The 24881-nt window shown below is 63.8% G+C and carries 16 protein-coding genes and 2 rRNA genes (1 of these 18 cut by a window edge); 10 read left to right on the top strand and 8 right to left on the bottom strand.

Annotated features, from left to right (window positions below; genetic code table 11):
* Positions 1-1786 (top strand): 23S ribosomal RNA (locus M3O59_RS20595) (it extends 1097 nt beyond the left edge of the window).
* Between the two features lie 170 nt (positions 1787-1956).
* Positions 1957-2071, top strand: a 5S ribosomal RNA gene (gene rrf, locus M3O59_RS20590).
* Positions 2072-2284: 213 nt separating this feature from the next.
* Here the strand turns inward: rrf and M3O59_RS20585 are convergent.
* Positions 2285-2503: a hypothetical protein gene (locus tag M3O59_RS20585; RefSeq protein ID WP_249050107.1), complete on the bottom strand. Its 219-nt coding sequence runs from the start codon at positions 2501-2503 to the stop codon at positions 2285-2287.
* Between M3O59_RS20585 and mutM the strand changes: the two genes are divergently transcribed.
* From mutM to M3O59_RS20570, 3 genes are all read left to right on the top strand, one after another.
* On the top strand, positions 2432-3247 hold the full coding sequence (gene mutM, locus M3O59_RS20580) for a bifunctional DNA-formamidopyrimidine glycosylase/DNA-(apurinic or apyrimidinic site) lyase (protein WP_064634117.1): 816 nt from the start codon (positions 2432-2434) through the stop codon (positions 3245-3247). The genes M3O59_RS20585 and mutM overlap by 72 nt on opposite strands.
* A 158-nt stretch (positions 3248-3405) precedes the next feature.
* Positions 3406-4509, top strand: coding sequence for a DUF4380 domain-containing protein (locus M3O59_RS20575; RefSeq protein WP_116906532.1), 1104 nt, complete (start codon positions 3406-3408; stop codon positions 4507-4509).
* A 68-nt stretch (positions 4510-4577) separates the two neighbouring features.
* Complete coding sequence (locus M3O59_RS20570; protein ID WP_116906531.1) at positions 4578-6179, top strand: glucan biosynthesis protein; 1602 nt, start codon at positions 4578-4580, stop codon at positions 6177-6179.
* A gap of 76 nt (positions 6180-6255) precedes the next feature.
* Here the strand turns inward: M3O59_RS20570 and M3O59_RS20565 are convergent, their stop codons facing one another.
* Together M3O59_RS20565 and M3O59_RS20560 are read right to left on the bottom strand one after the other, a co-directional pair.
* A complete protein-coding gene (locus M3O59_RS20565) occupies positions 6256-7500 on the bottom strand; it encodes a GAF domain-containing sensor histidine kinase (RefSeq protein WP_116906529.1) in 1245 nt (414 codons plus the stop codon).
* A 444-nt stretch (positions 7501-7944) separates the two neighbouring features.
* On the bottom strand, positions 7945-8574 hold the full coding sequence (locus tag M3O59_RS20560; protein ID WP_064634113.1) for a thymidine kinase: 630 nt from the start codon (positions 8572-8574) through the stop codon (positions 7945-7947).
* Between the two features lie 212 nt (positions 8575-8786).
* On the opposite strand from M3O59_RS20560, the gene rep reads away from it, so the two are divergent.
* From rep to M3O59_RS20545, 3 genes are all read left to right on the top strand, one after another.
* Positions 8787-10763: a DNA helicase Rep gene (gene rep, locus M3O59_RS20555; protein ID WP_116906528.1), complete on the top strand. Its 1977-nt coding sequence runs from the start codon at positions 8787-8789 to the stop codon at positions 10761-10763.
* A gap of 79 nt (positions 10764-10842) precedes the next feature.
* The gene (locus tag M3O59_RS20550) at positions 10843-11394 is read left to right on the top strand and encodes a GNAT family N-acetyltransferase (RefSeq protein WP_116906527.1); all 552 of its coding nucleotides are present in this window, start codon (positions 10843-10845) and stop codon (positions 11392-11394) included.
* Positions 11395-11415: 21 nt separating this feature from the next.
* Entirely contained in the window at positions 11416-12249 is an 834-nt protein-coding gene (locus M3O59_RS20545) for a DUF4272 domain-containing protein (RefSeq protein ID WP_116906526.1), read from the top strand.
* 154 nt (positions 12250-12403) lie between these two features.
* Here M3O59_RS20545 and M3O59_RS20540 read toward each other — a convergent pair whose 3' ends face one another.
* On the bottom strand, positions 12404-13072 hold the full coding sequence (locus tag M3O59_RS20540) for a YceH family protein (RefSeq protein WP_116906525.1): 669 nt from the start codon (positions 13070-13072) through the stop codon (positions 12404-12406).
* A gap of 339 nt (positions 13073-13411) precedes the next feature.
* On the opposite strand from M3O59_RS20540, the gene M3O59_RS20535 reads away from it, so the two are divergent.
* Both M3O59_RS20535 and pyrF read left to right on the top strand, forming a co-directional pair.
* Positions 13412-14371 carry a 5'-nucleotidase, lipoprotein e(P4) family gene (locus M3O59_RS20535; protein WP_116906524.1) on the top strand — a complete coding sequence of 320 codons (960 nt, stop codon included), beginning with the start codon at positions 13412-13414 and terminating at the stop codon, positions 14369-14371.
* Positions 14368-15099, top strand: a complete 732-nt coding sequence (pyrF, locus tag M3O59_RS20530) for an orotidine-5'-phosphate decarboxylase (protein WP_116906523.1) — start codon at positions 14368-14370, stop codon at positions 15097-15099. Before M3O59_RS20535 ends, pyrF begins: the two co-directional genes overlap by 4 nt.
* Before the next feature lie 436 nt (positions 15100-15535).
* Here pyrF and M3O59_RS20525 read toward each other — a convergent pair whose 3' ends face one another.
* From M3O59_RS20525 to M3O59_RS20510, 4 genes are all read right to left on the bottom strand, one after another.
* A complete protein-coding gene (locus M3O59_RS20525) occupies positions 15536-17137 on the bottom strand; it encodes a tryptophan halogenase family protein (RefSeq protein ID WP_147308549.1) in 1602 nt (533 codons plus the stop codon).
* A gap of 27 nt (positions 17138-17164) precedes the next feature.
* A complete protein-coding gene (locus M3O59_RS20520) occupies positions 17165-20200 on the bottom strand; it encodes a TonB-dependent receptor (RefSeq protein WP_116906521.1) in 3036 nt (1011 codons plus the stop codon).
* A gap of 334 nt (positions 20201-20534) precedes the next feature.
* Positions 20535-23570, bottom strand: a complete 3036-nt coding sequence (locus M3O59_RS20515; RefSeq protein ID WP_116906520.1) for a TonB-dependent receptor — start codon at positions 23568-23570, stop codon at positions 20535-20537.
* A 166-nt stretch (positions 23571-23736) separates the two neighbouring features.
* Positions 23737-24789: a LacI family DNA-binding transcriptional regulator gene (locus tag M3O59_RS20510; RefSeq protein WP_116906519.1), complete on the bottom strand. Its 1053-nt coding sequence runs from the start codon at positions 24787-24789 to the stop codon at positions 23737-23739.
* Positions 24790-24881: the final 92 nt, after the last annotated feature.

Below are 24881 nucleotides of genomic sequence, written 5' to 3'. Positions count from 1 at the left end.
TCTGCGCGGAAGATTTAACGGGGCTAAGCAGTGAACCGAAGCTTGGGGTGCGTAAAACTTCGGTTTTATGCGCGGTAGAGGAGCGTTCCGTAAGCCTGCGAAGGTGGATTGAGAAGTCTGCTGGAGGTATCGGAAGTGCGAATGCTGACATGAGTAACGATAATGCGGGTGAAAAGCCCGCACGCCGAAAGCCCAAGGTTTCCTTGCGCAACGTTAATCGACGCAGGGTTAGTCGGTCCCTAAGGCGAGGGCGAAAGCCGTAGTCGATGGGAAGCAGGTTAATATTCCTGCACCTCGCGTGAGTGCGATGGAGGGACGGAGAAGGTTAGGTGTACCGGGCGTTGGTTGTCCCGGGGAAAGGCGGTAGGTTTGAATCTTTGGCAAATCCGGGATTCTTTAAGACCGAGCACCGAGACGAGCCTTTATGGCGAAGTCACTGATACCACGCTTCCAGGAAAAGCTCCTAAGCTTCAGCTCACGAAGACCGTACCGTAAACCGACACAGGTGGGTAGGATGAGAATTCTCAGGCGCTTGAGAGAACTCGGGTGAAGGAACTAGGCAACATGGCACCGTAACTTCGGGAGAAGGTGCACCCTTTTTGGTGGCTCATGCGAGCTATAGCTGAAGAGGGTCGCAGAAACCAGGCCGCTGCGACTGTTTATCAAAAACACAGCACTCTGCAAACACGAAAGTGGACGTATAGGGTGTGACGCCTGCCCGGTGCTGGAAGGTTAATTGATGGGGTCAGCCGCAAGGCGAAGCTCTTGATCGAAGCCCCAGTAAACGGCGGCCGTAACTATAACGGTCCTAAGGTAGCGAAATTCCTTGTCGGGTAAGTTCCGACCTGCACGAATGGCGTAACGACAGCGGCGCTGTCTCCACCCGAGACTCAGTGAAATTGAAATCGCTGTGAAGATGCAGCGTTCCCGTGGCAAGACGGAAAGACCCCGTGAACCTTTACTATAGCTTTACACTGAACGTTGAGTTCGTCTGTGTAGGATAGGTGGGAGGCTATGAAACTGTGGCGCTAGCTGCAGTGGAGCCATCCTTGAAATACCACCCTGTCGTGCTTGACGTTCTAACCTAGATCCGTTATCCGGATCAGGGACCGTGTATGGTGGGTAGTTTGACTGGGGCGGTCTCCTCCTAAAGAGTAACGGAGGAGCACGAAGGTACGCTCAGCGCGGTCGGACATCGCGCACTGTGTGCAAAGGCATAAGCGTGCTTGACTGCAAGATCGACGGATCAAGCAGGTACGAAAGTAGGTCTTAGTGATCCGGTGGTTCTGTATGGAAGGGCCATCGCTCAACGGATAAAAGGTACTCCGGGGATAACAGGCTGATACCGCCCAAGAGTTCATATCGACGGCGGTGTTTGGCACCTCGATGTCGGCTCATCACATCCTGGGGCTGTAGTCGGTCCCAAGGGTATGGCTGTTCGCCATTTAAAGTGGTACGCGAGCTGGGTTCAGAACGTCGTGAGACAGTTCGGTCCCTATCTGCCATGGGCGTTGGAAGTTTGAGAGGGGCTGCTCCTAGTACGAGAGGACCGGAGTGGACGAACCTCTGGTGTTCCGGTTGTCACGCCAGTGGCATTGCCGGGTAGCTATGTTCGGAAGCGATAACCGCTGAAAGCATCTAAGCGGGAAGCGCGCCTCAAGATGAGACTTCCCGGGGCACAAGCCCCCTAAAGGAACCATGTAGACTACGTGGTTGATAGGTCAGGTGTGTAAGTACAGCAATGTATTGAGCTAACTGATACTAATGATCCGTGCGGCTTGACCATATAACCTCAAGTTGCCTTGGTCCCAACGAACGTTGGTAGATCCGCAAACGCAAGCTACGTCACAAGTTAACTATGCGAGGCTGAGCGCCGTAGGTGCTTCCATACGCAAACGCTTGCACACCCGTGCATACGTTTGAGGAAGCAGCAACTGGCGACGCTCCAACCGTCTCCCTGGTGAAATTAGCGCTGTGGAACCACCCGATCCCATCCCGAACTCGGAAGTGAAACGCAGCTGCGCCGATGGTAGTGTGGCTCAAGCCATGCGAGAGTAGGTCATCGCCAGGGGCTTTACCCGAAACCCTCTATCCAACAGGATGGAGGGTTTCTTCTTGCCTGCAATTTGAGAAAACCAAGACGCTCGCAAGTACTGGGTTGCTCCACAAGGCTGCAAACAGCTGACTCATAAGTGGTGGAAGACCAAGGCGATTGAAGCGCAAAGCTTATGCGTCGCGTATGCGATGGCTTCTGCCGACTTAACCAATGCATGAATTCGCATCGTTACATCGAAAGCGCGTTTTCCATATCAGGGAAGCAAAAACGCTGTAACAATTGAGCGGCAGCAGCGTTACGTTGATTGCATTTGGGCGTTTCAGCCTCCATCTGCTGGCTTGCCGGTGCGTGACCGGTCGTTCCTTGGATGCATTGATGCCCGAGTTGCCAGAGGTCGAAACAACGCTGCGTGGCCTGTCGCCGCATCTGCTCGGACAACGCATCCATGGCGTCATCCTGCGGCGTCCCGATCTTCGCTGGCCGATCCCTGAGCAAATCGAGCGCCTGCTTCCCGGCGCCACCATCACCAGCGTGCGTCGGCGCGCGAAGTATTTACTGATCGATACGGACGCCGGTGGCAGTGCACTGCTGCATCTTGGAATGTCCGGAAGCCTGCGTGTCCTGCCTGGCGATACGTTGCCGCGTGCGCACGATCATGTGGATATCAGCCTGCAAAACGGACGCGTACTGCGCTTCAACGACCCGCGTCGCTTTGGCTGCCTGTTGTGGCAATCCGATACACACGCACATGAATTGCTTGCCGCGCTTGGTCCGGAACCATTATCGGATGCATTTACTGGCGATTATCTGCATGGGTTGGCACGCGGCCGGCGTGCCGCTGTCAAAACCTTCTTGATGGATCAGGCAGTGGTTGTCGGCGTTGGCAATATCTACGCTGCCGAAAGCCTGCATCGGGCGGGAATCAGCCCGTTGCGCGAGGCGGGAAAGGTGTCGCTGGATCGCTACCGGCGTCTGGCTGATGCAGTGAAAGACATCCTGGCGTACGCCATCCACCGCGGTGGTACCACGTTGCGCGACTTCATCAGTCCGGATGGTGCGCCCGGTTACTTCGAGCAGGAACTCACCGTCTACGGACGCGAAGGTGAGGCCTGCAAACAATGCGGGCGGGTGCTGAAGCACGCCACCATCGGCCAACGCGCGACGGTGTGGTGCGGGAGTTGTCAGCGGTAAGCGCCAAGCCATGCCCAGGCATGGCCGACAACTGCAGTGATCCGGCACGTCTCTCGGATTCACCCAACGAGCTGCAACGAAGCGACTACCGCTGTGTGCGTCTGGTTTCCCTGCATGCAGCGGGCCACAATCGCGATGCCCTTGTTTGGAAGCATTCCATGCTGAACTCGCCACAGCGTTTCACTCCCTTGGCGGTTATCGGCGCGTTTGCGCTGCTGCCGATGACCTCGACGGGTGCGGTTGCGCCCGCGCCCACGGACGCAGCTGCCGTAGAGCGCATCCAGTTGAGCAGCAAGGCAGTAGAGCTGAGCGCCACGCCCGCCTTCGGTGGGCGCGTGTTGTCGTTCAGCCTGCGCGGTCAGCCCAACGTGCTGAAGGTCGGCGCAGCGGTGGAACAACAGCCGGCGCCCGAGGTGTCAGCCACTGCGGGGGATATCGCCTATCTCGGCCATGATGTATGGATCGGGCCACAGAGCCAGTGGTGGCTGCATCAGCAGCTCAATCGCACGCGTCAGGCGGCGGCAGCAGTGTGGCCGCCGGATCCGTATCTGTCCTTGGCGCAGACGCATATCACCCAGCGCAGTCAGGACGCACTGGAGTTCGAAGGTGTGCCGAGCCCGCTGACCGGTGTGCAATTGCGCAAGCACATCAAACTGTCTGCAGCGCATGCGGATACCGTGGACATCCAGGCCAGCGCACGCAATATCCGCACGCAGCCGATTGCCTGGGATCTCTGGTTCAACACGCGGGTTGCGGCCTCGACACGGGTCTTTGTGCCGGTGGCCGCCGCGACGGATATTCGTGTGCAGCCGCCAAGCGAAGTCGGGACGGTGGCGCCCCATTACAAGCACGCGCGCGGTGTCCTTGCGCTGCGCGCCGATGCGCGCAAGGACGGCTTAATCCAGCGCGGCAAGCTGTTGCTGCAGCCGTCTGCTGGGTGGATGGCCGGTTTTGCAGGCGGGCAGGTGCTGGTGATTCGCTTTGCTCATCAGCCGTTGGCGGCGATCCATCCCGAGCAGGGGCAGGTGGAGTTGTACCTGGATGCGCCACCTGAGCATCCCGAGCAGGGACTGCTGGAAATGGAGGTCCACGCACCGTACCGGCAGCTCGCGCCAGGGGCGCAGATGCAGGCGCAGGAACAATGGACCTTGCTGCGCTACACCGGGCCGGATGACGAACAGGCGCAGCGGCAGTTCCTGTGCGGCAAGGCCAACGCGTTGCAGTTGGCCAACGCCTGCGATGCGCCACCCGTGCCGCGCTGAGTTGCGCATTCACCGCGATGCCGGGCAGTGGCTATGATGTCGCCCAATCCCTGACCAGATCGATGCGCATGCAACGACGCCACTTCCTGAAGAATGCCGCTGCCGCCTTGGCCGCGCTCGGTTTGCCGACGTTGCCGCACTGGGCGCTGGCAGCCAAGGCCGTTGGGCTGCGTCGACTCGGCCAGCCGCAGCCATTCGACTACGCCTGGCTGAAGGGTCAGGCGCGTGCGCTGGCCAAGGCGCCGTACAAAAGCCACAAGCAGGTGTTGCCGGGACCGTTGGAGGCGTTGAACTGGGATCAGTACCAGTCGATCCGCTACCGTCAGGATCATGCGCTGTGGGCCGATGGCAACGGCAAGTTCCAGGCGAAGTTCTTCCACCTTGGGCTGTATTTCCATACCCCGGTGCATATCTACGACATCGTCGATGGCAAGGCGCAGCAGTTGGCCTACGACCCGGCAGCGTTCGATTACGGCAGCAGCGGGCTGGGCGGCAAGCAGTTGCCCAAGGACCTGGGTTTTGCCGGCTTTCGCCTCAATACACGCAAGGACACCGATCGCGATTTCTCGGCGTTCCTGGGCGCGAGCTATTTCCGTGCTGTCGGCAAGGAAGGCCAGTACGGGCAATCGGCGCGTGGGCTGGCGATCGATACCGGCACCGGTGGGCCGGAGGAGTTTCCCGATTTCATCGCCTATTACCTGGAACAGCCGGCCGACGATTCGGACACGGTGGTGGTGTACGGCTTGCTGGATTCGCCCAGTATTGCCGGCGCGTACCGGTTCGCCATCACCAATGGCGAAGTGCTGGTGATGGACATCGACAGCGCGCTATACCCGCGTAAGGCAATCGAACGGCTCGGCATCGGCCCGTGCACCAGCATGTACCAGGTCGGCGAGAACGACAGCCGGATGGATTGGGACTGGCGCCCGGAAATCCACGACACCGATGGCCTGGCGATGTGGACCGGCGGCGGGGAATGGATCTGGCGGCCGTTGTGCAACCCGCCGCAGCTGCGCTTCAACATGTTCGTCGACGAGAACCCGCGCGGGTTCGGGCTGCTGCAGCGCGACCGCAACTTCGACCATTACCAGGACGATGGCGTGTTTTACGAGAAGCGCCCGTGCCTGTGGGTGGAACCCAAGAGCGGTTGGGGCAAGGGCTCGGTGCAGCTGGTCGAGATTCCGACCGTGGACGAGACCTTCGACAACATCGTGGCGTTCTGGAACCCGCAGGCCAAGCCGCAGCCGGGGCAGGAACTGCTGATGGGCTACCGGTTGTACTGGGGCGCGCAGCCGCCGGCCAGCTCGCCGCTGGCGCATTGCGTGGCCACGCGTACCGGTCTGGGCGGCATTGTGGGGCAAAAGCGCAGTCATTTCTCCTGGCGGTTTGCGGTGGATTTTGCCGGCGGCCAACTGGCAGCGCTGGTGAAGGACTCCAAGGCCAAGGTCGAGACCGTGCTGCAGGTTTCGCGCGGCAGCACTGAGATCGTGTCGGCGCGGCCGCTGCATGAGCTCAAGGGTTATCGGGCGATGTTCGATCTGGTGCCGCCGGACGAAGGCACCCAGCAGATCGATATCCGCCTGTATCTGCGCGCCAACGGCAAGCCGCTTACCGAAACCTGGCTCTACCAGTGGACGCCGCCAGCGGCGAGCGAGCGCAGGATTTACTGAGGACGGATGGCAAAGCGGCTGGCGACCGTTGCTGGCCGCCAGCGTCGCGCTGCCTTGCAGTCCCTGCGGACGTCGCTCAGGCAGGTGCCGAGGTGTTGACCAGTTGCAGACGCCCGCGCGGGCGGATGCAGGCAGGTTCCACGCGGAAACAGGTGCCGTCCTTGCCGCTGGTGATGCGTAATTCGCCTTGATGGGCCTGCGCGATCTGCGCTGCCATGTGCAGGCCCAGATCGACGTCGGGCAGGGCGCGCCCGCCGGTATGCACATGGGTGGACGCGTGCAGGACATCCAGCCGGCGCGGATCGATGCCGTCCAGATTGCAGACTTCGATGCGCAGCCGTCCGTACTCGGTCACGGCGATCGCCTTGATCAGCGAACTCTGCTGGCCCTGTACCACGGCGTTGATCATCAGACTGCCGAACATCTGCGCCAACCGCACCGCATCGCCATGCACCGGCTCATCGATGGCCACATGCGTGGACAACACCTGGTTGGGGTAGGCCGCGCGGGTTTCGTCCACGACCTGGGAGAGTGCATCGAGCAAATCGCTCCCGTCGCCGTAGTCCAGCTGCAGCCAGTCGCGTTCGATGCCGCGGGCGAAATCGCAGGCGAAATCGATCAGCTCTTCCATGCGTCGCAGGCTGCGCTGCATCGAACGGATGGCGCTGCCATGGCGCTGGTTGAGCTGGTCGATGGACAACATGTCCACTACCGCATGCATGGACTGCAACGGGTTGCGCAGGTCGTGCCCGAGAATGCCGATGAACTCTTCGCGCAAACGCGCCGACGCACCGACACGGCCCAGTTCGCTGCGTGCCCGCCGCGATTCCAGCGCGCTTTCTTCGGCACGCTGCTCGGCCTGGATCTGTGCGGCCAGCAACTGCGCGAGCAGTTCGACCTTTTCCACCAGCGGCGCGTCCATGACGCGCGGTAGCGGATCCAGCGCGCATAGGGTGCCGAACACGCTGCCGTCGTCGAACCTGATCGGGACCGAGACGTAGCTTTCGAAGCCGTATAGCCGTGGTGTGGGGTGGTCGCGGAAGACCGGGTGCTCGGAGGCATGGCCGAACCACACCGCGTTGCCCTGGGTGCGCACGCTGTCGCAGAAGGTGGTGACCAATGGCAGCTCGTCGCCGGGCGCCAGACCGAAAGACAGATCATCGCGCACCTGGCAGGTGATCCAGCGCGTATCGGTCACGCGCGCGACGGCGGCGAAACCCATTCCGGTCAGACGGGTGAGGATGGTCAGGACGTCGGGAACCGACGAGAGCCGGCCAACACGCGCGATGTCGGCGCGTAACTCGGAAGGAAGCGGACCCATGTATGCCTCCCGATGAGTGGATGATCGCCAGTTTACAGGACCGCGGTTGCGCCCGGTTGGGCGACGCGGCGCTGCACTTAATGCGTCACGATACGCTGGTCCAACGGTCAAGGCGATGCTTGCGTGACCGCATGCCCGCACAGGTGTAGCAGTGCCTGCGCAGCGCATAGATCGCGGTTGGTGGATCGTAGTTGGCCACTGCGCAAGGCGATGTTGTGCCACGTGCAGGCAAGGTGCTTTACGCCGCTGGCATCCGCTCGGCGCTGATGGTGTGCAATGCGGCCGAGTGGCGCAACGCCTGCTGTTCGAGCAGGCCTGTGTTGCCTCCGCGCTGCCACACCGGTTGCGTGTGACGGCGCGAAGAGGTGCGCGATCGCGTTGATCACGCAGGCGAGACTGGCTGCGATGCAGCGATCGCCACGGCTGCGTCGCCGGAGCTCAGCGCTACGCCGTCGGCAGTGGCAAGGCGATCTGCAGCGGATCGATGCGGCCTTCGCCGCGCATGATCTTCTTGAACTCGGCGCGGCTGACCGACACATAGCGCTCGTTGCCGCCGATTTCCACCTGCGGGCCGTCCTGCACCGCGTGCCCTTGCGCGTCCACGCGCACGGTCATGGTCGCCTTGCTGCCGCTGTGGCAGATGGTCTTGATCTCGTCCAGCTCGTCGGCCCAGGCCAGCAGGAACTGGCTGCCTTCGAACAGCTCGCCACGAAAGTCGGTGCGCAGGCCATAGCACAGCACCGGAATGCGCAGGCGGTCGACCACCTCGCTCAGCTGCCACACCTGCGCACGGCTGAGGAATTGCGCTTCGTCCACCAGCACGCAATGCAAGGCACCGTCGCTGTGGATGTCGCGTTCCACCAACTGCTGCAACTCGGTGTCGCGCTCGAAGATGCGTCCGTCCGCGCGCAGGCCGATCCGCGAGGCGACCACGCCGCTACCGGCGCGGTGGTCGAGCTTGGGTGTGAGGATCAGCGTGCGCATGCCGCGCTCGCGGTAGTTGTGCGCCGACTGCAGCAAGGTGGTGGTCTTGCCGGCATTCATTGCCGAATAATAGAAATAGAGCTTGGCCATCGGGCGATTTTACCGGGCCGGGCGGCTGGATGCGGCCCCTGCGTGCGCACTGTTGGCGTGGCTTGGCGATGTGACCGTCGGTGGCGTCGATGAGCAGGCGTGCACAGCCCGCAGTTGCGCAGCGAAGGCCAGCTGCAACAGCTACATGAACCCATCGCGCCGGCCAGCCGCGGGCAGCCCCGGTACAATGGCGCGCTCTGTCGGAAGCCTCTATGCACGGTCTCAATCCCCCGCAAAGCGCCGCGGTGCTGCACTGCGAAGGTCCCTTGTTGGTGCTGGCCGGTGCCGGCAGCGGCAAGACACGCGTGATTGTGGAAAAGATCGCGCATCTGATCGCCATCGGCCGTTATCCGGCCAAGCGCATCGCCGCGATCACCTTCACCAACAAATCCGCCAAGGAAATGCGCGAGCGTGTGGCCAAGCGCATCCGCGGCGATGGGGCTGACGGCCTGACCATCTGCACCTTCCACGCGCTGGGCCTGAAGTTCCTGCAGATCGAGCATGCCGCGGCCGGCTTGAAGCGCGGCTTCTCGATCTTCGACTCGGACGATGCCGCCGCACAGATCAAGGACCTGATGCATGGCGCCAAGCCCGATGCGATCGAAGATGCCAAGAACCTGATCTCGCGCGCCAAGAATGCCGGCCTGTCGCCCGAGCAGGCAATGGCGGCAGCACGCAGCAATCGCGAAAAAGAAGCGGCCAGCCTGTACGAGCGCTACCAGGCGCGGCTGACCACCTTCAATGCGGTGGACTTCGACGACCTGATCCGCTTGCCGGTGCAGATTCTGGAAGCCAACGAAGACATCGTGATGGGCTGGCGCGAGCGCATCGGCTACCTGCTGGTGGACGAGTGCCAGGACACCAACGATGCGCAGTACCGGCTGCTGAAGATGCTGGCCGGGCCGCGCGGCAATTTCACCTGCGTGGGCGACGACGATCAGAGCATCTACGCCTGGCGCGGTGCCAACCCGGAAAATTTGCAGCAGATGGCGCGCGATTACCCGGCGCTGGAAATCATCAAGCTGGAGCAGAACTACCGCTGCTCCAATCGTGTGCTGCGCGCGGCCAATGCCTTGATCGCGCATAACCCGCACGAGCACTTGAAGACGCTGTGGAGCGACCAGGCCGACGGCGAGCGCATCCGCGTGTGGGAGTGCCGCGACAGCGAGCATGAGGCGGAGAAAGTGGCCGCGGAGATTTCGTTTCTGGGCACCGCCAAGCAGGTGCCGTGGAGCGATTTCTGCATTCTGTTCCGTGGCAATTTTCAATCGCGGCCGCTGGAAAAAGCATTGCAGCTGCTGCGCGTGCCGTATCACCTCACCGGTGGCACGGCGTTCCTGGAACGGCAAGAAGTCAAGGACGTGCTGTCGTGGCTGCGGCTGATCGTCAACCCCGAAGATGACGCGGCATTCTTGCGTGCGGTGCAATCGCCCAAGCGCGAAGTCGGTGCGACCTCGCTGGCGCGCCTGGCCGAGCTTGCCAGCGCCAAGTCGGTGCCGATGTCGCGTGCGGCCGAATCGATGGGCGCCTTGCAGCACTTGCCGCCGCGTGCGGCCAATGGCCTGAGTGCGTTCACCGATATCCTGCGCGACATGCGCGAGCACTCGGCCACGATGCCGGCCGGCGAATTGGTACGCACGCTGGCCGAAAAATCCGGCCTGCTCAACGACCTGCGCAACCAGTCCAAGGACGAAACCGGGTTCCAGCGGCGCAAGCGCAATCTGGACGAGCTGGCCGAGTGGTTCGAAGGCGGCCCGCGTGGCGCCAGTGCCAGCGATCTGGCCGCGCAGCTGGCATTGCTGTCGCGCAACGACAAGGACGATGGCGGCAACCAGGTGCGCATGATGACCATGCATGCGTCCAAGGGCCTGGAATTCCGCTACGTGTTCATCGTCGGCTGCGAGGACGGGGTGCTGCCGCATGAAGTGAGCCTGGAAGAAGGCAACCTGCAGGAAGAGCGCCGCTTGTTGTACGTGGGCATCACCCGCGCCAAGGAGCAGCTGTGGATGAGCCACAGCAAGCTGACGCGCAAGTTCGGTGAGCATGTGCGGCTCAAGCCAAGCCGGTTTTTCGACGAGATTCCGGCCGAAGAACTGCAACGCGACGGCGCCGACCCGGTGGCCGATGCCGAGCGCAAGAAAGAACGTGCCAGCGCGGGATTGGCGGCGATCCAGGCATTGTTCGACTGACGCGTGGTGCGCCGTTGCACGCGCAACGCGCTGCATCGCTTGCCAGTAACGCAGCGGCACGGCAGTCTGGCTTGTCCCGATGCCTGAGTGCGCTGTGACCGTCGTGATCGAAACCCCGCGGCTGCGCTTGCGCACGCTCGACCCCGAGCATGACGCCGATGCGATGTTGGAACTGGTCAACGACCCCGGCTTCATCGCCGGTATCAACGACCGCGGCATCCGTACCCGCGAGCAGGTGCGTGAGCATCTGCGCGAATGGGCGCAGGCCCACCATGCCCGTTATGGGTTCGCGCACTGGGCGGTGGAGACGCGCGAAGATGCCGCGTTTATCGGTACGTTGGGCCTGTTGTGTCGCGACACGTTGCCGGTGCCGCATATCGGTTTTGCGCTGCTGCCTGCGTATCGCGGCAAGGGCTATGTGACCGAAGCCGGGCGCGCAGTGCTTGCGTACGCCCGCGATGTGCTGGGCTTGCCGCAGCTGTGCGCGATCGTGTCGCCGGACAATGCCGATTCGATCCGTGCGCTGGAAACGCTTGGGTTGCAGCAGCAAGGCCTGCGGGTGTTGAGCCCCGACACTCCTGCAGTGCTGTATTACGCGATCGATCTTGCGCCTGCCGGTAGGGCTGGCTGAGCGCCAGCGACGCGCTGTCTTCTGCGGCAGCACTTTACGTTCGATGTCGACGACGCGGACTTCGGTGCGCTGGCGCAGTGGGCCGAGCAGGCCAATGCAGTGTGCTTCCTGGCCGATGGCAGTGTGCGCGACCGGCAGGGACGGGTGTTGATCAGCCAGGGCGAGCCGGCCATCGACGACGATGCGCAGGTGCCGTATCCGCCGGATGCGATCGAACGGCGGGCGCACCACCTGGCGCAGCTGAGCGCGCAGGGCATCCGTGTACTGCCGAGCTTGCCACCGGTGGCCGGCGAGGGCGAAGCGAGGGTGCGCGACGCGGCGATGGTGACGCTACGCATGCTGGCCTTGTTTGCGGTGGCACTGCGTGCAGAGATGCTGGCGGCCGGCGATACGCCGCCATCGTTGGAGGAGGTGGCGGCGCGTCTGCCCGGCGCAGCGGTGGCGCTGTCGCCGCAGGAGCGCGCCTTCTTCGCCCAGGCAGCACCGGATGCGCAGGCGCTGGCCAACTTCGGCTGGCGCTACGAAAGCCTGGCCGTGCTGCAATGGACCCTGGGCTTGGCGGCTGCGCTGCCGGAACCGGTCGCCCCGTGCGACGTACCGCTGGCTGCCCAGCGCGCGCTGGACCACGCAGCCGCCGCGGTGCGCCCTGTGCTGGCGCTACGTCCGCTGCCCGAGCTGCTGGATGTGCTGGACCGTCACCTGCGCCTGCACTGGGCGGTGCGCCAGGCCGGGCCATCCGGTCAGCCGGTACCCGCCGGCATCGTGCCGGGCGTGGTGTACGAGCGGCATTACGCGCTCAACTGGCTGCTGCACTTCGAAGATGCCGAGTGGGACGAGGTGGATACGCCGACCTGAGCCGGCAGTGCTCCGATCCCGGCGTCGAAGCGCGGGCGGAGCGCCGGCAATGACGATGCGTTGCGTTAGCCGCCCTTGGCCTCAACCCAAGGCCAGAGGCAGCAGCGCTGCAGACCGGCCACAGCGCTGCTGCTGCCGGCTGCTGACCGTCGGATCAGGCGCCGGCCGCGTCCAGCCGTGCCTGTACCGCAGCCAGTGCATCCTGCAAGTCGGCGACCGTGGCTTCCAGTGTCTGCACCCGCGCCTCCAGTTCGCTGGTGTCGCTGCCGCTGCGTGTGCTCGGTGCGGCACGCGCCGCTGCGGCTTGCAGCGCTTCCACATCCAGCTCGCCGCTGAGCAGATGCGCATAGCGGTCTTCGCGCTGGCCGCTGGCGCGCGGCAGCTGCGCGGCCAGGCCGCGCTGGATCAGCCGGTCCAGGTGATGGCGCACGTCCTCGGTGTCGTTGAAGCGCGCCAGTCGCTCGCTGCGTGCGTACAGCTCGCCCAGCGTCTGCGGGCCGCGCAACAGCAGCAGCCCGATCAGCGCGACTTGCTGGCGGGTCAGATCCAGCACGCTGCCCAGGCGGTGCTCGTAACGCTCGGCGCGCGAAGAAAACTGTTGGCGCACCAGGCCCAGGGTTTCCAGCTGCCGCAGTGCGTGATGCACCACGCCGGTCTGCAGATTCAGCACCGGCTCGCGCGCGGTCTTCTGGTTGGCGGCCACCTGCGCGGCATTGACGGTGAGCGGGTACGCATCCGGCGTGGTGGCCTCTTTTTCGATCAGGCAGCCGAGCACACGGGCTTGGGCGGTGTCGAGGACGGGCGGGGGCGAGGACTCTGTCATGGGTGACTCCTGGGGCAATCAGCGCACAAGGATATGCCGATCCGGGGCCGGCATTGTTCCGCTGGGCGCGGCTACGCGCGTGCCGCATCTGTATCGACTTCTGCGCCGAAGCCAGCCCAGGACAGCAACCGCAGCCTGCACATGTGCAGGCAGGCTGGTATCTACCCGCAGCATCGCCAGTGCCGAAACCCCGTCGCGGTCCAAGCCGTCGGCAAGCCTGCCGCGCCCAAGCCTGCATCCCTGTGCATCGACCAGTGCCAACCGCACCGCCATCAGCAACAGCAAGCGGCCTGGCGCGAACCCGTTAAAATCGCGGTCTTCATTACCGCTCCTGTTCTGGTGGATGCCATGCGCCCCTCGCTTTACGCACCGTTGTCCCTGCTCGCCTGCACCGTGCTGGCCCTGAGCGCCTGCAAGCCTGGCGACACGCAGCCGGCCCAGCGCGCGCAGGATGCGGCCACCACTGCCAACGCCGATGCCAGCGCCGCGGTCACCAAGGCCGCAACCTCGGCGACCACCACCCCGGCCGGCGACGACAACCTCAACGCAGTGTTGTGGATGCAGCGCTCGGAGGAATACCGCGCCGTGGCCGGGCAGACCTACCGCGCCGCTGCCGACAAGCTGGATGCCGCGCTCAAGCAACCCAACTGGGACGCACTGGTGCCGGAAGAACGCGGCAATGCCGCCACCGGCCTGACGCCGGCGGTGGTGCTGGACGTGGACGAGACCGTGCTGGACAACTCGCCCTACCAGGCGCGCCTGCTGCGCAATGGCAAGGAATACGACGAACTGAGCTGGGACCAGTGGGTGGCCGAGAAGAAGGCAAAGCCGATCCCCGGCGTGGTGGATTTCGCCAAGGCCGCCAACGCCCGCGGCATCACCCTGATCTACATCTCCAACCGCGCCGTGCACCTCAAGGACGCCACGCTGGCCAACCTGCGCAGCGCCGGCCTGCCGGTGGCCGACGACAGCGTGTTCCTCGGCCTGGGCACGGTGGTGCCCGGCTGCGAGCAGGCCGGTAGCGAGAAGAATTGTCGCCGCCAGCTGGCCGGGCAGAAGTACCGCGTGCTGATGCAGTTCGGCGACCAGCTGGGCGATTTCGTGCAGGTCACCGCCAACACCGGCCAGGCGCGTGGCGCGCTGCTGCAGCAGTATCACGACTGGTTCGGCGAACGCTGGTGGATGCTGCCCAACCCCAGCTACGGTGGCTGGGAGCCGGCGCAGTTCAACAACGACTATGCACAACCCTGGCAGACCCGCCACGACGCCAAGCGCGCCGCACTGGAGCTTGCACGATGAGCCGCCCCCCCTTACCGCTGGCCGCGCACGAGCGGCTGATCTTCGCGCTGGATGTGCCCAGCCATGCCGAGGCGATCGCCTGGGTGGACCGCCTTGGCGAGTCGGTGGCGTTCTACAAGATCGGCATGGAGCTGCTGGCCTCCGGCGAGTATTTCCATGTGCTCGATGCGCTGGCCAAGCGCGACAAGCGCGTGTTCGTGGACCTCAAATTCTTCGACATCCCCGCCACCGTGGCCGGCACCATCCGCCGCCTGGCGCAGTGGCCGGTGAGCTATTGCACCGTGCATGGCTGGCATGCGGGCATGCTGCACGCCGCCGCCGAAGCCAATCACGGCGACATGCGGCTGCTGGCAGTGACCGTGCTGACTTCGATGGGCCGCCCGGACCTGGCGGCGATGGGCATCGACCGCGAACCGGTGGACGTGGTGGTGGAGCGCGCGCTGGCCGCACAGGCCGCCCGTATCGACGGCGTCATCGCCTCCGGCCAGGAAGCCGGGCCGATTCGCCGTGCCACTGGCGCTGCGTTTTCGATCGTCTGCCCCGGCATCCGCCCCGGCGGCCCGGTCGGCGACGACCAGCAGCGCACGGTGGGCGTGGCGCAGGCCTTCACCGATGGCGCCGATGCGATTGTCGTCGGCCGCCCGATTCGCTTGGCGGCTGATCCGGCAGCGGCGGCAGCAGCAATCCAAGCCGAGATCCGGGCGGCTCTCACCCAGCATCACAGCTGATCGAGCGCACCGTACGCCAGTGCCTACTGCATGAACAAAATCAATGAGTTAGTTGAGTAGAATTAAAGTGTTGCTTTAACGTTAAAGTCTGGTTAGCATGCCGCGTCCGATGTCAGTCGGAAGCTGTGCCACTCATTGTCCACCGGGCTTGTCCCGGTTTTCGAAGGGATCGGGCCTTGTGCCCGATCCTTTTTTTTGGCCGGCGTTCGCGCGCCGCCAATGGTCACTTCCTGGATGGGGGGGTGCGGGGAAGCTGCACGCAGCGGGCACCGCGCGGCTGCCAAGCCGGCGCACGCAGCGCCGACTACCAACGCCTCTCATCAGATGTTCCAGGACCAGTGGCGAGGGAAGGTGGAACATCATCGGCAGTCCACCGAGCACACGCGGCTCGGTACGCCGGTGCGGCCTCGGAGACCCGTGGTCGACCACCGCCCCGTTACGGCACTGCCGGCGCCTTGCAATAGCGGTCGATGAACTGCTGGTGCGTCGGCATCACATCCACGCAATGGCTGATGGTCTGCGCCACGCTGGCCAGGAAACCTTCGGCGTCGCGGTCGGGCACCTGATCCACCAGCGGGTGATAGCCCTGCGGCAGGATGCCCTGGCCCACCAGTACCTGCACCCAGCTGATCTCGGCGAACATTTCTTCGGCATTGCGATAGAACCGCCCGCTGTCGCGGAACAGGTCCAGCGCGGTCTGTAGCTCCGGGGTGATCGGCATGCTGCGGCAATGCCGCCAGAACGCGCTGTCGTCGCGTTCGGTGGCGTGGTAGTGCAGCAGCAGAAAATCGCGGATGCGGTCGAACTCGAATGCCAGCCGGTCGTTGTAGCGTTGCACCAGCACCGGGCTGATGCCCTCGCGCGGAAACAGCTCCAGCAATTTGGAAATGCCGGACTGGATCAGATGAATGCTGGTCGATTCCAACGGTTCCAGAAAACCGCTGGCCAGGCCCAGCGCGACGACGTTGCGGTTCCAGACCTGCTTGCGCCGCCCGGTGGTGAAGCGCAGCGGGCGCGGGTCGGCCAGCGGCTTGCCATCCAGATTGGCCAGCAAGGTGGCGGCGGCTTCGTCGTCGCTGATGTGCGCGCTGCAATACACATACCCGTTGCCGGTGCGGTGCTGCAGCGGAATGCGCCATTGCCAGCCGGCCGCGCGCGCAGTGGAGCGCGTGTACGGCGTGGGCGGCCCCACGTTTTCGCAGGGCACCGCAAACGCGCGGTCGCACGGCAGCCAGTGGGTGAAGTCGTGGTAGCCGGTGTGCAGCGCAGCTTCGATCAGCAGGCCACGGAAGCCGGAGCAATCGATGAACAAGTCGCCATGCACCAGCTGCCCGGACGCCAGCTGCAGCGATTGCACATGGCCGGTTTCCGGATGCAGCTGCACCTGCTCGACCAGCCCTTCGATGCGGGTGACGCCGCGCTGTTCGGAATACTTGCGCAGAAAGCGCGCGTACTGCGTGGCGTCGAAGTGATAGGCGTAGGCAATGTTGGCCAGCGGCGAGGTGGCCGGCACATCGCCAGCCGATGTCATGAACTTACCGCGCGCGGCCGCCACGGTATTGAGCGTGTACGCACCCAGCGGCTGCGCTTTGCCGCGTGCGTGTTGCTTGATCCAGTACTGGTGGAACGGCAATAGCCCGAGCGGATGCCCGATCTGGGTGCCGAAGCCGTGGATGTACGAGGTACCGGGGCGTTGCCAATCGACGAACGCGATACCGAGTTTGAAACTGCCCTGGGTCTGCCGCACGAACTCGGCTTCGTCGATGCCGAGCAGGTTATTGAAGGCCTTGATGTGCGGCACGGTGGCCTCGCCGACACCGACGGTGCCGAGCTGTTCGGATTCGATCAAGTGCACGTTGAAGCTAGGGCCCAGCACGCGTGCGAAGGCCGCGGCGGCCATCCAGCCGGCGGTGCCGCCGCCGACAATGACGATGTTGCGAAGTGGAGCGGGACTCATGCCTGTGCATTCCTGAGCAAAGACAGCGGACGGACACACGAACGGGGCCAGCTGGCCCCGTTCGAAACACCACACGTCCATGCCGGCACGTGTGGCGGTGGAGGCCAATCAGAACTTGGCGCCGAGTTCCAGCACCACGCTGCGCGGCACATAGGTGATCTCGCCGCTGGTATTGATCGCAATGTCCGGATCGAACTGACCGTTGCTGCCGAAGCCGTTATAGGCGTACGCACTGTAGTTCTTGAAGTTGAAGGCGTTGAGCAGGTTCATGCGCGCCGACATCTTGAAATCGCCAACCACGGTGAATTCCTTGGTGGCCTGGAAGTCCACCGTGCGGTAGCCCCAGATATCGCCACCGACCAGAAACTTGCCGCTGCCCGGAGGCGTGACGCCCACTTGCTGGCAGGTCGCACCATCGGGATCGGTGAAGCCGAAGCAGGCGATCGTGTTGATCGGCTCAGGCGTTGCCAGCACCAACTTGGCGCCCAGTGTCACACCCCACGGGATATCGATCGAGCCGGAGGCCACGAAGCGATGCGCGGCCACCGCGTCAGACTTCACAAACGGATAGTCGCCAATCGTGGCTTTGTCGAAGCCATACGGTTCATCGATGTTGCGGTTCTGGCGCGCGCTGGTGTGGGTGTAGGACAAGGTCAGGCCCCAACCGGATTCTTTGGTGTACGGCTTGTCGGCCGACAGCAGGACCTGGCTGTTGCGCTGCTCCAGTCCATTGGTGCCCAGGATGGTGTTCTGGTAGCCCGGCACCGGCTCGCCCCATGGCACGTTGCCATTCTGGAAGTACGAACCGTCCGGATAGCGGTTGATCAAGCCCATCGCAAAGCCGTCGTAGCTCAGGATGCGCTGAAAGGTGACATCGGTCAGCCACTCGCCCACCTGGTTGGTGATACCGATGCTGTACTGGTCGCTGTAGGGCGTCTTGAGCTTGTTGTTGAACATGAACAGCTCGGCGCTGCCGCTGACGTCGGGAATGGTGTTGAGCTGATCGATACCGTTGAGATAGCGCGGGTCGAACGCAATGCAGGGACGGTCGGCGCGATAGCACTGTTGGGTCGCGGGATTTTCGAAATACACGGCAACCGGCGACAACGCTGCCTTGCTGGTTTCCAGTGCCAACTGCTCGAACAGGTTGCGGTCGTACGAGCGCGCCGCACCACCGTGCAGCACGGCACTTTCATCGCCGAAGAAATCATAGGAGAAGCCGAAGCGCGGCGCCCAGGCGTCCTTGAAGTTCTTGCGGTTGTTGCCGGTGCTGATGTAATCGGCCACGTTGATGCCGCTGGGCAGCAGACGGTTGGCCCACGGCTGGCCCGGATTTTCCGCATCGTTTGCGTACAGCGCGTCCACGAACGGCTGCGAGGTGACGAAGTTGGTATAGGCCGGTGTGTCTTCGTAGTCGTAGCGCACGCCGATGTTGATCATCAGCTTGTCGGTGACGGCCCAATCGTCCTGCAGGTAGATGCCGTACTGCTTGGACGGCGACACCACCGTCGCGCGCTGGCCGGGCGTGGTGTAGGGCGCCACGAAGTCGACGCGATACGGCGTAGCCTCCACGCTGCCACCGTTGACCCGATAGCTGAATTGCGGATTCACCGCCGCCGCATCCTGCGAGGTCAGCTCGACGTCCTTGTAGTTCACACCCATCTTGATGGTGTGTTCGCCATGCCACTGGAAGCTGGTGAAGGTCAGATCGTTCTGGATGAACCAGCCCTTCTGACTCTTGCGCTGCGCATTGAGACCGCCCGCCGAGCCGGTGGTCAGGAAGGTCCGCTCATCGATATCGGTGGAACCGGAGCGCGGCTGGAAGTACGTGTAGACGATGCCGTTGCCAAGCGTACGCGGGGTCGGGTTGTTCTCCGAGTTCTCGGTGCCGACGATGACCTCGTTGAACCAGCTGTCGGCGCTGTGCTGCCAACGCAGGTTGGTGCGCTTGTCCTTGTTGATCTTGTCGGTGGCTTGCGCAAGCGTATTGGTGCCGCCGACATTCGCGGTCTGGGTTTCGTCGCGATAAATCGTGCTCAGCTCGATGCGATCGCGGTCGGTGGGCTCGAAATCGATCTTGCCGAAGAACAGGTCTTCCTCGAACGGCATGTTGGCCGGGCCGTACTGGCTGGCCAGGTTGGACGGCAGCTGGTTGACGAAGGCGGCTGCCTCGGCGCTCGGCTGCACGCTCTTGGGCGCAACGTTCTCCTTGCCTTCGTAGGCCACGAAGAAATGCATGCGGTCCTGGATGATCGGCCCGCCCAACGCAAACCCGTATTCCTTGGTCTGCGAATCGATCTTGCCGTTTTCTTCTTCGTCGGGCCGCTTGTCGCGCAGATCCTGATCGGTGTAGCGGTAGAACACTTCGCCGTGCAGCTCGTTGGTGCCGGACTTGGTGGCTGCTGTGATCGCAGCGCCGCTGATCTGGCCGTATTCGGCCTTGTAGTTGGAGGTGATGACCTTGTACTCGCCGATGGCGAGCTGCGGGAACGGGTTGCCCTGCGTATCGCTCTGGCCGGCAACGCCGCCGCTGCGCACGTAGCTCTTCTGGCCGACGCCATCGATATATAGATTGCCGGCGCTGGCGTTGGATGCACCGCCGCGTAGCTTGGTGTTGCCGTTGCCATCGACCTGAAACACCATGCCCGGCACGGTGTCGGCAAACTCAAGAAAGTTGCGCGTGGCTTGCGGCAACTGCTGGATCTGCCGTGCGGAAATGGTGTTACCCACCTCAGACGTCTTGACGTCGCGAATCATCGGCGCGCTGACCGTGACCGTGTCCAGCGTGGTTGCATCGCCTGCCGGCGCGGCAGGCGCGTCGTTGCCAAGATCCACCGTGGCGCTGGAGGCCACCGACAAGGTCACCGTGCGGCTGATGCCGTTGGATTCGACCTTGTAGGTACCCGGCTGCAAGCCGACGATGGTGTAGTTGCCGTTCGCATTGACCGGCGCACGACGCACCGAGCCGGTGGCGATGTTGGTGACGACGACTTCGCTGCCGCTCTGCGCGGAAGCGACCTGGCCGCGCAACGTGGCGTTGCTGGATTGGGCCATGGCCGGGGTGGTGGCGAACAACGAGGCGGCCAGGGCGCAGCACAACAGGCTGCGCGCCGGCAGGATGGAGACGGTACGGTGGGTCTTCATGACTTTCCCCCTCCCAGGGGTAAAGCGCGAACCAGTGGAGTGACTGGCGCGTCGAGGTTGGTACTTTGATGTGAGTGATACGGGACAACGGGCAACAGCACTAAACAACAGGACTGCAAACAAACAAGACTGCCAATGGATCCACCACGCGCCGGGCGCCCAGCGCCTGCACTGCGGGCTGCTGCACGGCGTGCGCAGCGGTGCACCGTCAGCGACGGACCAGTAACCGTTACCAGTCCAGAACGAAGCGGTGACCTTGCGCGGAAATAAAAACGGAACTTCGGTGGCGCGACCTGCGGCGTTTCAACACATTGTCGAAACGCCGCCGGGACGGTTACCAGATGATGCGGGCACTCAAGAACAGGGTGCGCGGCGGCGTGGACAGCGCGCCGTACTGGTTGATGCTGGCGCGCGGGTTGAACACCCCGCCGTTGCCCCAGTCGATGGCGTACTGATCGTAGTTGCGGAAGTTCAGCGCATTGATCAGATCGCCGCGCACCTGCACGGTGAGCGCATCGGTGACATGCATGTCCTTGGACAGCGACAGATCCAGCTGCCGCGTGCCGAAGATATCGCCACCAGCCAGGAACTTGCCGCCGGGTGCATCCACCGAGACGATGCGGATGTTGTCCGACGGCGGGCCACCGTACTGGTCGAAGGAGACCGCTTCGTTACGCGGCGCCACCGTGGCCAGGGTCAGCTTGGCCGAGGCGCTGATGCCCCAGAACAGGTCGTAGATACCGGTGACCACCAGGCGATGGCGCGGCACCGAGTTCAGATCCAGGTACGGGTAGTTGGCGATGGTGGCGGCATCGAATCCGTACTGCTCGTCGTTGCCGCGATTGCCGCGTGCGCGCGAGAACGTGTACGCCGCGGTCAGGCCCCAGCCGCTTTCCTTGGTGTAGGCCTTGTCGGTGGACAGCAACAGCTGTGCGGTCTTGGTCTCCACACCATTGTTGCCGATGATCAGGTTGCCGAACCCCGCCGGTGACTGGGTCCACGGCTGTCCGCCATTCTGGAAGAAATCGCCATTGGGATAGCGGTTGCCCAGGGTCAGGATCAAACCGTCCTTGCTGTGGATATACGACACCGTGGCCGAGTTGCTCCACTCGCCCACCCGCGTGCGCAGGCCGATGGAATACTGGTCCGAATACGGCGTCTTCAAATCGTTGTTGAGCAGGTTGATCTCGCCATTGCGCACGCGCGCATTGACCAGGCTGCCCAGGCTGTCCGGGTTGCTGACAAAGGCCGGGTTGAAGTTGGTGCAGGTGCCCGGCGCCGGCGTGCAGTTGGAGGATTCGACAAAGCGGATGGTGTACTGCGACAGCGCCGACTTGACCTGTTCCAGACCCATGATGTCGAACAGATTGCGGTCGTAGCTGCGCCCGGCACCGCCGAACAGCACCAGCGATTCGTCGCCGCGGAAGTCGTACGAAAAGCCCAGGCGCGGCGCAAAGTTGTTGTTGTCCTGTTTGCGATTGCGACCGTTGCTGATGTAGTCGTTGATGTTGACCCCGCCCTTGGCCAGCTGCTCGGCATAGGTGGCGCTGACCGCCGGATCGGTGCCGGGGCCATTCAGTGCGGCGACCACTTCCGGCGGGGTCACGTTGTCCAGGTAGGACGGAATCTTTTCGCCATCCCAGCGCACGCCCAGATTCAACTGCAGCTTGTCGTTGACGTCCCAATCGTCCTGGATGTACAGGCCCAGCTGCTTGCTGGTGGTGGTCACCGACGGCGCGGCGCCGGCAAACGGCAGATTGAAGCGCACCTGGTACGGAATCGCTGCGGTGCCCTGACCATCGTTGACACCGTAGTAGAACGACGGGTTGACCGCAGAGTTTTCGCTCTGGGTCAGCTCCACTTCCTTGTACTTCACGCCCATCTTGATGACGTGGCTGCCGTGCCACTCGATGTTGTTGAAGGTCAGGTCGTTCTGGAAGCTGGGGCCTTTTTGTCCCTTGCGCTGAATTGCCAGGCCGCTGGTGGCATCGTCGTTGAGCAGCACATCGTCTTCGGCGATGCCGCGCGTGTACACGGTCTGGCTGCCGATGGTGTAGGCGGTGGGGTTGAACAGCACGTCTTCGTACGACAGCCGCGCTTCGTTGATGTAGTTCTCGCCGAAATGCTGCCAACGCAGGTCGTAGCGCTCTTCGGTGTTGAGGTTGATCTTGGCGGCGATGGCGGTGTTCTGGTCGCCCACGCTGTCGCGGCTTTCTTCGTCGCGATACTTGGCAGTGAATTCCACACGATCGTTGTCGCCGATGTCCCAATCGATCTTGCCGAAGTACAGGTCTTCGTTGAACGGGCGGGTGACCGAGCCCAGGCGGCTCTGCACGCCGGCCGGCAGGTCGTCGCTCAGTGCGCTGAAGCGATCCGGCACCGCGACCGGGTTGGCCGAGACCTCAAAGCCCTTGCCTTCGTAGCTGAAGAAGAAGTGCGCCTTGTCCTTGACGATGGGGCCGCTGAACGCAACGCCGTATTCGTCCTGGTGGGTCTGGCGTTTGTTGCCGTCGGCGTTGGGCGCGCCGGCGCGCTCGTCGGCCTGGCGCGCGCGGAAATCGGTATTGGTGGTGCGCCCGAAGATCTCGCCGTGGAATTCGTTGCCACCGGATTTGGTGGACGCCACGATCGCCGCCGAGCCCACCTGGTCGAACTCGGCCTTGTAGTTGGAGGTGATGACCTTGTATTCGCCGATCGCCAACTGCGGGAACGGGTTGCCCGCGCTCTGCTGCTGGCCGGACACGCCGCCAAACAGATAGCTCTTCTGGCCCACGCCGTCGATGTAGACGTTGACCGCCGAGCTGGCCTGCGCACCGCCACGGATGCGGCTGTTGCCGTTGGCATCGGTCTCGAACTGCATGCCCGGCACGGTGTCGGCAAACTCCAGGAAGTTGCGCGTCAGCTGCGGCACCGTGTTGATCTGCTTGAGCGAGATGTTGGTGCCCACCTCGGAGGTCTTGACCTCCTGCAGCGTGGTGGCGGTGACCTGCACCGCGTCCAGCGTGGTGGCATCGCCGGCCGGAGCCGCCGCCGTATCGCTGGCGCCGCCCAGGTCCAGGCTGACCGAGGAAGCCACCGACAGCGTCACCGTCTTTTCGGTACCGGGACCGGCGTCGACCTTGTAGGTGCCCGGCGGCAGGCCGACCAGCGCATAGCTGCCGTCGGCACCGGTGGTGACCCGTCGCACCGCGCCGCTGGCGACATTGGTCGCGGTGACCGTGGTCCCCGCCTGGGTCGCGGCGACCTGGCCGCGCAACGTGGCATTGCTGGATTGCGCCATGGCCGGGGCAGCGGCGAACAGCGAGGCGGCCAGGGCGCAGCACAACAGGCTGCGCGCCGGCAGGGTGACGACAGTGCGGTAGGTCTTCATGGCTTTCCCCCTCCCAGGGGTCAGGCGCTTACCGGCAAAGTGGTCGGCGTGGCGCGGGTGGTGCGATGTGTCAAAGACGACAGAACAACGGCAAGCGGGCTGCAGGCGTTATAAAAAGCATAAGAAATAGTAAATAATTAGTGAAGATGCCACGCTGCGCATGTGTTCAGCCGTTAGGCGCGGCCCGCGGTGCACTGGAGGCGCGCACGATCAGCTCCGGCACCATCTCCGAAAACGCCGGCGGTGCGGCATCGGCAGGCGGGGCGGGCGCATCGACCAGCTGCTGGCCCAGCAGCAACCGCAACGCACGCGCGCCCAGGCCGGCGATATCCACCCGCATGGTGGTCAGCGCCGGCAACACGTAGCGCGCCATCGGCACGTCGTCGAACCCGGCCAGCGCGATGTCCTGCGGCACCTTCAGCCCGGCATGGCCGAGCGCGAACAGGCAGCCCAGCGCCATCATGTCGTTGGCGGCGAACACCGCGTCCGGGCGCGTGTCCTGCGCCAGCGCCTGGCCGGCGCGGTAACCGGATTCTTCATCGAAGTTGCCCGGCAGCACCCAGGGTTGTGCGTCGGCATCCAGCGCCAGTTCGTCGCGATAGCCGCGCAGGCGCTCGTGCGCATCGAAGTTGTCGGCCGGCCCGGCGATGAAGGCGATGCGGCGGTGGCCGCTCTCGCGCAGGTGGCGGGTCATCACCCGCGCGCCGCCGTAGTTGTCCACATTGAGCACCGGGCGCTGGCTGGCGCTGCCGGCGCAGTTGAGCAGCACCGCCGGCAGGCCGCCGGGCAGGGCGTCTTCGTGCACACCCGAATCGCCCAGCGACGGCGACATCACTACAACACCATCCACGCGCCCGGGCAGACGCTCCAGCGCCCTGCGCTGCGCCTGCGGGTCGCCATGCGAGCTGGACACCAACAGGTGATAGCCCTGGTCACGCGCCACCTGGTCGATGCCGCGGATCAACTCGGAAAAGAATTCGCCATGCAGGTCCGGCAGCACCACCCCGATGGTGTGGGTGCGCCGGCTGCTGAGGCTGCGCGCAGCATGGTGCGGGATGTAGTTGAGCGCACGCGCCACCTGCAGCACACGCTCGCGGACCGACTCGGCCACGTGCTGATGCCCGTTCATGGTTCGCGAAACCGTGGCCACCGACACCTGCGCTACGCGCGCAACGTCCTTGATGGTGACGCTGCCGCCTTCGGACCGTGGCCGACTCATGCTGTGGCTTTCTCCAAATCAACGCGCGTGGCGTCGCGCGCCGGGGTAGGGCGCACGGTCCGCTGGCGCAGAACGTTCGTGTCACACATGCA

The organism is Xanthomonas nasturtii, assembly GCF_023337365.3.
Lineage (GTDB): Bacteria > Pseudomonadota > Gammaproteobacteria > Xanthomonadales > Xanthomonadaceae > Xanthomonas > Xanthomonas nasturtii.
The sequence above is the reverse complement of the archived record's forward strand: the minus strand, read 5'-3'. Positions and strand labels throughout refer to the sequence as shown.

What these genes read in the sequence shown, in the direction of transcription:
- M3O59_RS20525 (WP_147308549.1), bottom strand. Translation starts at nt 17,137, where the DNA reads ATGGACGTGTGGTGTTTCGAACGGGGCCAGCTGGCCCCGTTCGTGTGT.
- M3O59_RS20560 (WP_064634113.1), bottom strand. Translation starts at nt 8,574, where the DNA reads ATGGCCAAGCTCTATTTCTATTATTCGGCAATGAATGCCGGCAAGACC.
- M3O59_RS20575 (WP_116906532.1), top strand. Translation starts at nt 3,406, where the DNA reads ATGCTGAACTCGCCACAGCGTTTCACTCCCTTGGCGGTTATCGGCGCG.
- pyrF (WP_116906523.1), top strand. Translation starts at nt 14,368, where the DNA reads ATGAGCCGCCCCCCCTTACCGCTGGCCGCGCACGAGCGGCTGATCTTC.
- M3O59_RS20510 (WP_116906519.1), bottom strand. Translation starts at nt 24,789, where the DNA reads ATGAGTCGGCCACGGTCCGAAGGCGGCAGCGTCACCATCAAGGACGTT.
- M3O59_RS20585 (WP_249050107.1), bottom strand. Translation starts at nt 2,503, where the DNA reads ATGGATGCGTTGTCCGAGCAGATGCGGCGACAGGCCACGCAGCGTTGT.
- M3O59_RS20570 (WP_116906531.1), top strand. Translation starts at nt 4,578, where the DNA reads ATGCAACGACGCCACTTCCTGAAGAATGCCGCTGCCGCCTTGGCCGCG.
- M3O59_RS20520 (WP_116906521.1), bottom strand. Translation starts at nt 20,200, where the DNA reads ATGAAGACCCACCGTACCGTCTCCATCCTGCCGGCGCGCAGCCTGTTG.
- mutM (WP_064634117.1), top strand. Translation starts at nt 2,432, where the DNA reads ATGCCCGAGTTGCCAGAGGTCGAAACAACGCTGCGTGGCCTGTCGCCG.
- M3O59_RS20565 (WP_116906529.1), bottom strand. Translation starts at nt 7,500, where the DNA reads ATGGGTCCGCTTCCTTCCGAGTTACGCGCCGACATCGCGCGTGTTGGC.
- rep (WP_116906528.1), top strand. Translation starts at nt 8,787, where the DNA reads ATGCACGGTCTCAATCCCCCGCAAAGCGCCGCGGTGCTGCACTGCGAA.
- M3O59_RS20540 (WP_116906525.1), bottom strand. Translation starts at nt 13,072, where the DNA reads ATGACAGAGTCCTCGCCCCCGCCCGTCCTCGACACCGCCCAAGCCCGT.
- M3O59_RS20550 (WP_116906527.1), top strand. Translation starts at nt 10,843, where the DNA reads ATGCCTGAGTGCGCTGTGACCGTCGTGATCGAAACCCCGCGGCTGCGC.
- M3O59_RS20515 (WP_116906520.1), bottom strand. Translation starts at nt 23,570, where the DNA reads ATGAAGACCTACCGCACTGTCGTCACCCTGCCGGCGCGCAGCCTGTTG.